The following is an 11,420-nucleotide window of genomic DNA, read 5'->3' as shown; positions in this document are numbered from 1 at the left end:
ATACTCCATTTTGACCAATTGATACAAGCAAAAACTTAAACAAAAGAAGAATCACTACTTTTGTTATTGGGTAATTTAGTTGTTAACTTGGCTATATTATCATCAATCCTACGAAAAGAAACTACTGATGCAGGAAAACGAGCAAAAACTTCAGGAAACTGAAGGTGGTACTGAGCATAATGCAGATGCTTTAAAAAAAACTGAGGAAGAAAGCCCCATTTCTGAACCAAATACATCTGAAGATAAAGTACAACAAGAGAACACAGAAAAAACAAATTCTTCTCCCCCAGAAGAAACTACAACAACCGAGGTACCTCCAAAAGAAATAGAAGCAGAAAAGGCTACTGAAGAAATTGAGGAATCAAATGCAGAGGATGCCGAAAAAGCCACTGCCACCGAAGAACCTTCTAAAGAACCAGAGGCAGAAAAGGTCATTGAAGAAATTGAGGAGTCAAATGCTGAAGATGCTGAAGATGTAGACAACGAGAAACGCCATCATATTCCAATGTTGGATTACCACTCCATGTCTATAGAAAATTTAGTTGGAGAGTTGCAGCGTTTGGTCAAAAACGAAAAAATACAGGCCATAAATAAGCATGTAAGCTCCATTAAATATGAGTTTGACCAAAAGTTCCAGGAGTTTCTTGAGCATAAAAAAGAAGAATTTGTAGCCAATGGTGGTAATGAAATAGACTTCCGTTATAATTCCGTTGCCAAAAGACAATTTAATGAGGTTTTTGGTGAGTACAGAGAGAAAAAAGACCAGTACTATAAACAACTAGACCAAAACTTAAAAAGCAATCTTAAAAGACGTTTAGAGATTATTGAACAGCTCAAAGGTCTTATGAATGTTGAAGAGGATATTAACACTACCTATAAAAACTTCAAGGATTTACAGGAAAACTGGCGTAACGCAGGACCTATTCCCAGAAACAATTATAATGATGTATGGCGCACCTATCATCATCATATGGAGATTTTCTATGACTTTCTCCACTTAAATAGAGAATTACGCGATCTTGATTTTAAGCACAATCTGGAGGAAAAAATGAAACTGGTAGAACGTGCCGAATTGCTTGCAAAAGAACCCGATTTAGGAAAAGCTTTTCGTGAGTTACAGACCTTACATAAGATTTGGAAAGAAGATATTGGCCCTGTTGCCAAAGAACAGCGGGAAGAAGTTTGGGGGCGTTTCAGCAATGCTACCAAGGCGATGCACCAACGAAGACAGGAGCATTACCAAGAACTGGAAAAAGATTACGAAAAAAACTTGGTGAAGAAGCAAGAGGTGATAGCTTCTATTATGCAAATTGCGGATAATATCACCAACAATCACAGGGCATTACAACAGCAAATAAAGGAAATAGAAGCGCTACGGGAAGCCTTCTTTAAAGCTGGGAAAGTTCCACAAAAAGTAAATGAGCAGACTTGGAGTGCTTTTAAGGATGCCGTAAGGAAATTCAATAGGAATAAAAACGCTTTCTACAAGAGTCAAAAAAAGGAACAGCACGAAAATTTAGAAAAGAAAAGGGCTTTATTGGGATTGGCAGTGGCGCTTAAAGACAGTGATGATAGGGAAATGGCCACTCCCGAAATGAAACGTATACAAAGTGAGTGGAAAAAAATTGGCCATGTACCACGTAAATACTCTGACAAGATTTGGAACGAGTTCAAAGATGCCTGCAATCATTATTTTAATCGATTGCATGCAGAGAAAAATGAAAGCCAAAAGGAAGAATATGCCAATTTTGAGAAGAAAAGTGCCTGCCTTGATCGTATAAAGGCATTTCAACTGACGGGTGATAAGGAAAAGGACCTTAACACGGTAAAAAAGTTTATCGCAGAATGGAAAACCCTTGGACGTATTCCGTATAACAAAAAACACATCAATGGGAAATTCAACAAAATTGTTGATGCGCTATTCACAAAACTAGGCGTGAGCAAGCAAGAATCAGAATTGCTTAAGTACGGCGATAAAATGCAGCAGCTTGCCAAAACGGATGATAACAGGGCCATTGGTAACGAACGTGTCTTCATCCGAAGGAAAATAGAAGAAAGTAAATCTGAAATAAGACAATTAGAAAATAACCTTCAATTTTTCTCTAATGCTTCTGAAGATAGTCCTTTAGTAAAGGATGTTGTAAACAATATAAACAGGCACAAGGAAGCCTTGGAAACGTGGAAGGCTAAACTTAAAAAGCTAAACATCATGGAAAACAACCTTAACAAGGCTGCTGAAGAAAGTGATGAAGATGCTCAAAACGAAGAAGAATAGAACATATTCTACTAAACAAAAAGCCCAATATATTAGGTTAATTTTAATGTATTGGGCTTTTTTCTATAATTACTCTGGATATTCTTAATACAAATCCAACAGGTAGTTGATTAAATCTGTAGTAGTTACAATTCCTACCAATTTTCCATCATCTACCACAGGCAGTGCATGAAACTCTTTTTTGGCTAAAAACTTTGCCACTTCTTTTATTGTGGTTTTAGAGGACACGCTAATAACATCCCTAGCCATTACTTGGGAAATGGTAAACATATTGTAGACCATAGTATCTACGCTTTCTTCTTGCTCATCCACCGCATCGGCAAAACTAATTCGCAATAAATCGGTATAACTTAATATTCCCAGAATGGAGGTTCCTTCAACTACTGGGATATGCCTAATCTTATGCTTTTTGAAAAGCTCTTCAGCAGTTACTAAATCGTCTATAGTAGTTAATGTGACCAAGTCTTTGGTCATTATTTTCGAAACAGGCACATTTTTCTTCATCTTGATAGATTTTAATCTATGCATGAAGTTAGCCTGATTCTTTGCAGAAAAATATGATAATTGTCAGTGTCTATTTTGCAACGTTGACCGAACGCGTCTCTCGTATTACCGTAACCTTAACTTGACCTGGGTAGGTCATATCAGTTTGTATTTTTTGTGAAATCTCAAAGGAAAGTTCAGCAGCCTTATCATCACTTACCTTTTCACTCTCAACAATCACACGTAGCTCACGACCTGCTTGAATCGCATACGCTTTTTGAACTCCGCTGAATCCGAAAGCAACATCCTCTAAATCTTTCAATCGTTGAATGTAAGAATCCAATACCTGTCTTCTGGCTCCTGGACGAGCACCACTAATGGCATCGCAAACTTGCACGATTGGTGAAATCAAGGTATTCATTTCAATCTCATCATGGTGAGCTCCAATAGCATTGCACACTTCTTTCTTCTCGCCATGTTTTTGAGCCCATTGCATCCCAAGAATGGCATGCGGAGTCTCCACCTCAACCTCTGTGTTAGGAACCTTTCCAATATCGTGTAACAAACCGGCTCTCTTGGCAATTTTAGGGTTGAGACCTAGTTCTGCAGCCATCACACCGCACAGTTTTGCTACTTCTCTAGAGTGTTGTAATAGATTCTGTCCATAGGAAGAGCGATATTTCATTCGGCCAACTGCCTTAATTAATTCTGGATGTAAGCCATGAATACCAAGATCTATTACGGTACGCTTCCCTATTTCAACAATTTCCTCATTGATTTGCTTTTCTGTTTTCTTGACGATTTCTTCAATGCGGGCAGGATGAATTCGGCCATCGGTGACCAAACGGTGCAGGGAAAGTCTAGCAACTTCCCTCCTAACAGAATCAAAGCACGAGAGAATTATTGCTTCTGGTGTATCATCAACAATAATCTCAACGCCTGTAGCAGACTCCAGAGCGCGAATGTTTCGCCCCTCACGACCAATGATTCTTCCTTTAACATCATCAGACTCTAAATTGAATACAGATACACAGTTTTCCACTGCTTCCTCTGTTCCTATACGCTGAATAGTGTTGATTACAATCTTCTTGGCTTCTTGCTGGGCAGTTAGCTTGGTTTCTTCCAAGGTACTCTGCAAATAGGCCATTGCATCCGTCTTTGCCGTTTCTTTTAACGATTCTAACAACTGACTTTTGGCATCTTCAGCGGAAAGCCCAGAAATTACCTCTAGCTGTTGCACTTGACTTTTGTGCAGTTTTTCCGTTTCAGATTGCTTTTTATCAAGGATTTCCCCTTTGTGGGCAACTTCTTTTATTTGTTCTTGTAGTTGCTCATTTATCTTTTTGTTCTTGGCCAGTTCATTACTGATTTGAGACTCTTTATCTCTGGTCCTTTTTTCTGCCTCTGCAATTTTTTTATCCTTATTTATGATGACTTTTTCATGCTCTGCTTTTAATTCTAAAAACTTTTCCTTGGCCTGAAATATTTTATCCTTCTTTATGTTTTCCCCTTCTTTCTTTGCTTGTCTAATTATATCTGAAGCTTCTCTTTTTGCATTGGAAATGGTCTTTGTAGCCTTGCCTTTTTCCATCATCTTGGCGATTATAAAACCTATCGCCAACCCTACAACAGCAGCTACAACAATTACTATAGTGTTATCCATGTTGATTATGTTTGGTTATAAAAAAAGCCCACATTAGCCGAAGTTTGTACAAACTCCAAATTACAGGTTTAGGGCTAACAAGCTGCTCAAGGATCCCTATACAGGTAGGGCCTGCTTTTACAACTTAAACTCACCCTTTTCAAATATAATAGTGTTGAGTTTGTCAAAAATTAATTACCAATGTGGGCAGTAACAATATTTATTTAAAAGAACTTATTCTCCAAGTTTGGAGTGTACCAAATCATCCAATGCTCTAAGGCGTTCAAATGCAGCTTTGGTATTTTCCGAACTGTCTATTCCACCTTGCTCAATTTTAGAGGCAAATTGCAGTGCGCACATGGCAAGTACATCTTGCTTGTCCCGTACTGCGTAGTTTTGCTCAAATTTTTTTGCCAAATTCTCAATGCTTTTGGCTGCTTTCCGCAATCCTTCCTCCTGCTTTGGGTCTATAGTCAATGGATATACCCTGTCTGCAATGGAAAGCTTTATTTTGAGCTTCTCCTCCATATTTTGTTTAAATTAATCCGCAAGTTTGGCTATACAAACGTCCAATTCGCGAATTAATGTATTTATCTTGAGCTTAGCTTCGGTTTTACTTGTATTACTACCCAGCATCGTGTTTGCCATTTTTAAGGAATTGTACTTTTCTTCCCATTCTGTAACGGCGCTCTGTTTTAGTTCGTTTTCCTCCTTTGCAAGGTTTAATTCTTCCTTTAACTTGGTATTGGCCTGATGCAACAATTCCATCTTGTGCAACAACTTGCTTACCTTATTTTCTAAAGAATCAACAATCTCAAATAGTTCGCCCATATGCAAACAGCAATGCGTATTACACAAAGTTAACCAACCTTGCCTAACCTCGCAATACTTTTAGTATTTATTCTTTAAGCATTGTTTTTAGGCTTTTTAAAATCAAAACATTGGTTATTTTCGTATGTAATAATAAACCACAGTATGCGCCCACACTTTTTTGGAGCTTTCTTTTTTCTTTTCCTTTCACTTAGTGCACAACAAAAATATCCGCAGGACGTCTTTCAGTCCCCTTTGGACATTCCTTTGATTTTAGCTGGTACTTTTGGAGAATTAAGATCTAACCATTTTCACTCAGGTATCGACATAAAAACACAACGAAGGCAAGGGTTGCCGGTACTGGCCATAGCTGATGGCACGGTTACCCGCATTAAGGTATCCCTATGGGGTTATGGTAAAGCACTTTATGTGGCCCATCCCAATGGATATACTTCCGTTTATGCCCACCTTCAGAAATTTAGCCCTGAGATTGAGGCATACATAAAAAAGATACAGTACAAAAAGCAGTCTTACGAAGTTGAGGTGTTTCCAGACTACGGAGAATTAAAAGTATTAAAGGGAGAAACCATGGCCTATTCTGGGAACACTGGAGGGTCATCAGGACCACATCTTCATTTTGAAATACGGAGCAGTGTCACGGAAAGACCTACAAATCCATTGCTATATGGTTACGAAGTAAGAGATGCCACGAATCCTTCATTAATAGGTCTTTTCGGGTACCCTTTATCAGATGATGCCCTTGTTAATCAAAGTGCCAAAAAAATACAGCTCAACTTCACCAAGCAGGCAGACGGCACATTTTTAGCTGAAAAAGTAACGGCCATTGGCACTATAGGTTTTGGTTTTAATGGATTTGACCGCCAAGATATGGCCGCCAATAAAAATGGTGTTTATTCCGTAACGCAAAAAGTTAACGGTAAAACATATTCGGAATATGATTTTGAAACCTTCTCATTTACTGAAACACGCTACATTAATACGTTAATAGATTATGCCCACTTTGGGAAATTTAAACAGCGTATCCAAAAATGTTTCAAAGAACCTTCCAACCGTTTAGGCCTATACAGTACGCTTCATAACAATGGTAAAATCACGGTAAAAGAAGGGTTATCTTACACCGTGGAATTATTAATTTCGGATATCCAAGGGAATACCACTAAGCTTCTTATTCCTGTTGAAGGAAAAAAAGAAACCGTCCGGGTAAAACGTGATAATGCTAAAACAGATGATTTCATCATTGCGGACAAACCTAATAATTTTGATTTGGGTGCAGCCAAGGTGTATTTTCCGGCCAATACCTTTTATGAAGATTTCTATATCAATTTAAAAAAGGGTGAAGACACCATAGCAATACATAATAATCAAGTGGCGGCACATAGAAACTTCACCATTAGTTTTGATGTCTCAAAATATACCCAAGCGGACAGAAAACAACTTTTTATTGCCCGTCTTGATGACAAAAACGAACCTAGACATACAAAAACCTATAAACGGGATAACTCTTTTACCACACGCACCCGAACGCTCGGCACTTATACCCTGGCAAAGGACACCATTGCACCAAAAATAAGCTCACGAAATTTTAAAGAAAAGCAATGGTTGACCAATTACAGCTATCTAAGCCTAAAAATAAGTGATGACCTTAGTGGAATAAATTCCTATTCCGCCACCTTGAACGGGAATTGGATTCTCATGGAATACGAACCAAAAACACAGACCATCACCTATAACTTCGATGATGCCATTTTAAACAAAACAGAGTGCCACCTTAAAGTTGTTGTTACTGACAATGTTGGCAATTCCAGTACCTTTGAGAGTACCTTTTTTAGAAAATAGTGCATTACTCAAAATTCTTTCTTGCAATACTGGCTATTTTTTGGGCATTTAATGCGCAAAGTCAGACCGCTACAATAGCAGGAACGGTTTTGGATGCAAACAACACCCCTATTGCCAATGTAAATATTACAAGTGGGGATTCTGGCACTACCACAAATACAGATGGATATTACATTCTTCAATTAATAGCTGAGACTAAAAGCACGGTAACCTTTACCCATTTAGGGTTTGAAGATGTGGTTTTGGAAAACTTAATTCTGACTACAAACGAGACATTTGAGTTTAATCCTGTACTAAAAACCGATATTATTCAGGTTGCAGGGGTAGACGTGTCAGCCACAGGGAATAAAAATATTGAAGGCATCACAACGGTTTCACCAGATGTGGTTAGGACCATCCCAGGTGTAAATGCTGGTGTTGAAAATATTCTAAAATTACTTCCTGGGGTTTCCTTCAACAATGAATTAAGCACACAATACAACGTTCGTGGTGGAAATTTTGATGAAAATCTGGTTTACGTAAACGGTATCGAGGTATACCGTCCATTTTTAATTCGCTCTGCACAACAGGAAGGATTAAGCTTTGTGAACAGCAATATGATTACAAAGCTCGACTTCTCATCAGGGGGGTTCCAAGCCAAATATGGAGATAAATTGTCTTCGGTGTTAGACATTACCTATAAAACACCAACCGATTTTTCTTTGCAATTAGGGGGAAGCTTATTGGGAGCTGGTGCAACCTTGGAAACCATATCCAAAAACAAAAAGCTCAGTAATATTACCGGGGTTCGATACAGGAACAATAGCCTGTTTGTGAATAGCCTTCAGACGGAAACCAATTTCAATCCAAAATTCTTGGATGCACAAACCTATCTTACCTATCGGTTTTCCAAGAAGTTTCATCTTAATTTTTTGGGTACTTTCTCTATTAACGACTATGAAAATGAGCCATTAACCCGACAAACCAATTTTGGAACCATTAACGATCCTATGGCTTTGCTTGTTTTTTATGAAGGACGAGAAAACTCTAAATATAACAATGCACTTGCGGCTATAAAAACAGAACATATTGTAAACGAGAACACCAAAATTAACTTTACAACCTCTGTCTATCATGCACAGGAAGAAGAATTTTCAGATATCATCGCCTCTTATGAATTGGCAGATATCGATACTAATTTAGGCGGAGATAATCTGGGCGAGGTTACCACCTCAAGAGGTGTAGGATCACAGATTAACCGAGCTAGAAATCAATTGGACGCGCTAATCTTTAATATATCACATAGAGGGAAGCATAACAAAGATGGGGAAGCTTTAGAATGGGGAGTGAAATTTACCCATGAAGATATTCGTGATCAACTAAGGGAATCGGAGTTTATTGATTCCGCTGGGTTTTTCATCAGGCCCTTTCAACCTAATATTATTAACAATCAACCCGAAGTACCTTTTGATGAGGACATTCTTCCCTTTGAAAGCGCACAAGCAACCAATTTTGTTAATACAAATAGATTTTCTGGCTTTATTCAATACAGCAATCAAACCAAGCTAGGAAATCATGATATCTATTATAATATCGGTGCTAGAGCGCAACATTGGATTCTAAGCGGTGAAGGTTTTAATTCCAATTCCCAAACTCTATTTAGTCCTAGAGGCCAATTTTCCATTAAACCCGATTGGAAAAACGATATGCTCTTCAGATTTGGAATAGGAAGCTATCAACAACCTCCTTTTTATAGGGAATTACGAGACGTTACAGGAACTATAAACCCAAGTGTAGAGGCGCAAAAGTCCATCCATTATGTTTTGGGAAGTGAGTACAGTTTTAATCTCTGGGATAGGCCTTTTACATTGATCAGCGAAGCGTACTACAAAGATTTGATGGATGTAAATCCATATACCGTAGAGGATGTAAGAGTTAGATATGCCGCCCAAAATAACGCCATTGCTTATGCGTTTGGGTTCGACTTTAGGCTCACTGGTACTTTTGTGCCTGGAGTTGAGTCTTGGGTAAGTTTGGGTTATTTACAAACAGAAGAAAACATTAATGACAGGGGGTACATTTCCAGACCAACAGACCAACGTTTAAAGTTCGCTGTTTTGTTCCAAGATTATGTGCCTACGATTCCAAATTTAAAGCTCTATTTAAACCTAGTTTATAACACTGGGGTTCCAGGAGGTTCACCCAACAATGCAGATCCGTATCAATTTCAGAATAGATTAAGAGATTATAGGAGGGCAGATATGGGAATTTCCTATATTTTTGCTGACGGTAAAAATCAGTACCCTAAAGGACATTGGTTACATGCGTTCAAAGAATTTAGTTTTGGTTTTGAAATTTTTAATATGTTCAATAACCAAAATTCCATTACGAACACATGGGTAAGGGATGTTGATACGCAACGACAATTTGCAGTACCCAATTTTTTGACAAGCCGTATTCTAAACCTAAGATTTGGAATGCGATTTTAACCCATATAAATGAAAAAAATAATATCCCTTATTGCCTTTCTAATTGTTACTCTGGGAACAGCGCAAAAGAATATTTATGAAAATAGAAGATTTGATGAGCTTAGCGAAGACCATCAGGTTTTAGCAATAGTTCCTTTTATCGCCAACTTAGATCTAAAACACAGCGTAGATCAAATGGAACTAAAAAGCTTAGCGCGGAAAGAGGGATATGCCGTACAAAATGCTCTGGAAACTTATTTTTCAAAAAGGAAAAAAAGGAAAAAATTCAATGTTGAATTCCAAAATATTGAGGACACCAATGCCATTCTAACCCAAAATGGGGTGTCTTATGACAATTTGGATATTTATACCATTACCCAGCTGTGCAAAATTTTAAAAGTGGATGGCATTATAAGTGGCAATCTAAACCTTAACATTCTCCTTTCCAAAGGCGTGCCTACCGATTTTAACCTTCTGGACTATTTTAGCGGGGATGCCAATTACGGAAGAATCGGGGTGAAAGTTAGCGATGGTGATTCTGGTAAGCTCCTATGGAAATACGAAAAAGCCATTACCAAAAAAACTGGTAAGAATACCACTGAACTTATTGATAGGATGATGAAACTTGCCTCCAGAAAGTTTCCTTACGATAAAGAAAAAAAGCAGCGAAAAAATAGAAATTAGCTTTCGGCAAATTCTTTAAGCACCTTTATTGCATAATCGAGTTCTTCTTTCGAATTATATTTAGAAAAAGAAAAACGAAGGGAAGGTTTTTCCAGTTCTTTTGTGTCTAAAATTTCCGTGAGCACATGGGAGCCGAGATTACTTCCAGATTGGCAAGCACTGCCCTTAGAGCATGCAATTCCTTTCATATCCAAATGAAAAAGCAACATTAATCCCTTTTCCTTATCAAAAGGCAAACGGACACTTGTAAGCGTATAGGTGCTATTTTCCATATCCCCAGAAAAGCCATTAAACTCAACTCCAGGAATTTCTTTTTTTATCTTTTCAACAAAATATGCTTTTAACCCCCTTACCTTCTCGGTTTCTTCCTCCAATTGATCATAAGACCTTATAAATGCTTCTTCCAAACCAACGATATTATGGAAAGACTCTGTTCCCGCCCTGAATCCTCTTTCCTGCGCACCTCCAAAAATCATAGGCTTTAAACCGGAATTTTTTCTAATAAAAGCAAATCCAACACCCTTGGGTCCATGAAATTTATGTGCCGCGGCTGTAAAAAAATCAATGGAAATTTCTTGAACGTCCCATGGGTAGTGGCCAACAGATTGTACCGTATCTGAGTGAAATAGGGCACCATGTGCTTTACAAATATCGCTAATGGCACCAATATCGGTTATATTGCCAATCTCATTGTTCACGTGCATTAAACTGACCAATTTTTTGGAATCATCTTGACCCAGAAGCTCTTTTAAATGGCCCATGTCTGGATTTCCATATTGATCTAAATCCACAAAATAAACAGCAATGCCATACTCCTTTTCCAGTTCCTCAACTGTGTGCAGAACAGCATGATGTTCAATTTTTGAGGTAATAATCGTCTTAATCCCTAAGTCGCGAACAGCACAGCGTAAAATCATATTGTCCGCTTCTGTTCCCCCAGACGTAAAAATGATTTCAGAAGGTTGTGCATTTAAAATTTTAGCAATTGTTTTCCTTGCTTTTTCGACGGCCGTTTTTGCAGACCTTCCAAAACTGTGTGTGGAAGAAGGATTCCCATAATAAACGGCCAAAGCTTCTTGCATTCTAGCAATAACTTCATCTCTTACTTGGGTTGTGGCCGCATTATCCAGATATACTTTTTGCATAATCTAGCTATCATTTTTACCAGGCCAAAAATAGGGGAAATAAAGTTAATTTCTTTTAAAGTATTCGGCATAGTTAG

The 11,420-nt window shown here is 38.0% G+C and carries 9 protein-coding genes and 1 other RNA gene; 4 read left to right on the top strand and 6 right to left on the bottom strand.

The features are described from left to right. Positions 1–127: 127 nt before the first annotated feature. Positions 128–2,275, top strand: a complete 2,148-nt coding sequence (locus FVB32_RS11160) for a DUF349 domain-containing protein (protein WP_147743877.1) — start codon at positions 128–130, stop codon at positions 2,273–2,275. An 84-nt stretch (positions 2,276–2,359) separates the two neighbouring features. Here the strand turns inward: FVB32_RS11160 and FVB32_RS11155 are convergent, their stop codons facing one another. From FVB32_RS11155 to FVB32_RS11135, 5 genes are all read right to left on the bottom strand, one after another. Continuing rightward, on the bottom strand, positions 2,360–2,779 hold the full coding sequence (locus tag FVB32_RS11155) for a CBS domain-containing protein (protein WP_147743876.1): 420 nt from the start codon (positions 2,777–2,779) through the stop codon (positions 2,360–2,362). A 70-nt stretch (positions 2,780–2,849) separates the two neighbouring features. Beyond that, positions 2,850–4,421 carry a ribonuclease Y gene (gene rny / locus FVB32_RS11150; protein WP_147743875.1) on the bottom strand — a complete coding sequence of 524 codons (1,572 nt, stop codon included), beginning with the start codon at positions 4,419–4,421 and terminating at the stop codon, positions 2,850–2,852. Between the two features lie 50 nt (positions 4,422–4,471). After that, a non-coding RNA gene (gene ssrS, locus FVB32_RS11145) (6S RNA) lies at positions 4,472–4,581 on the bottom strand. 53 nt (positions 4,582–4,634) lie between these two features. Then, the gene (locus FVB32_RS11140) at positions 4,635–4,928 is read right to left on the bottom strand and encodes a cell division protein ZapA (protein ID WP_147743874.1); all 294 of its coding nucleotides are present in this window, start codon (positions 4,926–4,928) and stop codon (positions 4,635–4,637) included. Positions 4,929–4,940: 12 nt separating this feature from the next. Then, positions 4,941–5,231: a hypothetical protein gene (locus tag FVB32_RS11135; protein WP_147743873.1), complete on the bottom strand. Its 291-nt coding sequence runs from the start codon at positions 5,229–5,231 to the stop codon at positions 4,941–4,943. Between the two features lie 144 nt (positions 5,232–5,375). On the opposite strand from FVB32_RS11135, the gene FVB32_RS11130 reads away from it, so the two are divergent. The 3 genes from FVB32_RS11130 to FVB32_RS11120 are packed head-to-tail and all read left to right on the top strand — an operon-like array spanning position 5,376 to position 10,198. Next, positions 5,376–7,067, top strand: coding sequence for a M23 family metallopeptidase (locus tag FVB32_RS11130; RefSeq protein ID WP_147743872.1), 1,692 nt, complete (start codon positions 5,376–5,378; stop codon positions 7,065–7,067). Next, positions 7,067–9,535: a TonB-dependent receptor gene (locus tag FVB32_RS11125; protein WP_147743871.1), complete on the top strand. Its 2,469-nt coding sequence runs from the start codon at positions 7,067–7,069 to the stop codon at positions 9,533–9,535. The genes FVB32_RS11130 and FVB32_RS11125 overlap by 1 nt, the downstream gene beginning before the upstream one ends. 9 nt (positions 9,536–9,544) lie before the next feature. Further along, on the top strand, positions 9,545–10,198 hold the full coding sequence (locus tag FVB32_RS11120; RefSeq protein WP_147743870.1) for a hypothetical protein: 654 nt from the start codon (positions 9,545–9,547) through the stop codon (positions 10,196–10,198). Here FVB32_RS11120 and FVB32_RS11115 read toward each other — a convergent pair. Then, on the bottom strand, positions 10,195–11,343 hold the full coding sequence (locus FVB32_RS11115; RefSeq protein WP_147743869.1) for a cysteine desulfurase family protein: 1,149 nt from the start codon (positions 11,341–11,343) through the stop codon (positions 10,195–10,197). The two genes, FVB32_RS11120 and FVB32_RS11115, sit on opposite strands and share 4 nt — an antisense overlap. Between the last annotated feature and the right edge of the window lie 77 nt (positions 11,344–11,420).

The sequence above is a fragment of the Flagellimonas hymeniacidonis genome, assembly GCF_008040165.1.
GTDB classification, from domain to species: Bacteria; Bacteroidota; Bacteroidia; order Flavobacteriales; family Flavobacteriaceae; genus Flagellimonas; species Flagellimonas hymeniacidonis.
The sequence above is the reverse complement of the archived record's forward strand: the minus strand, read 5'-3'. Positions and strand labels throughout refer to the sequence as shown.

Bases quoted from the DNA above. Each gene is read 5' to 3' on its own strand.
- FVB32_RS11140 (WP_147743874.1), bottom strand. From the start codon at position 4,928: ATGGAGGAGAAGCTCAAAATAAAGCTTTCCATTGCAGACAGGGTATAT.
- FVB32_RS11135 (WP_147743873.1), bottom strand. From the start codon at position 5,231: ATGGGCGAACTATTTGAGATTGTTGATTCTTTAGAAAATAAGGTAAGC.
- FVB32_RS11155 (WP_147743876.1), bottom strand. From the start codon at position 2,779: ATGAAGAAAAATGTGCCTGTTTCGAAAATAATGACCAAAGACTTGGTC.
- FVB32_RS11115 (WP_147743869.1), bottom strand. From the start codon at position 11,343: ATGCAAAAAGTATATCTGGATAATGCGGCCACAACCCAAGTAAGAGAT.
- FVB32_RS11160 (WP_147743877.1), top strand. From the start codon at position 128: ATGCAGGAAAACGAGCAAAAACTTCAGGAAACTGAAGGTGGTACTGAG.
- rny (WP_147743875.1), bottom strand. From the start codon at position 4,421: ATGGATAACACTATAGTAATTGTTGTAGCTGCTGTTGTAGGGTTGGCG.
- FVB32_RS11130 (WP_147743872.1), top strand. From the start codon at position 5,376: ATGCGCCCACACTTTTTTGGAGCTTTCTTTTTTCTTTTCCTTTCACTT.
- FVB32_RS11120 (WP_147743870.1), top strand. From the start codon at position 9,545: ATGAAAAAAATAATATCCCTTATTGCCTTTCTAATTGTTACTCTGGGA.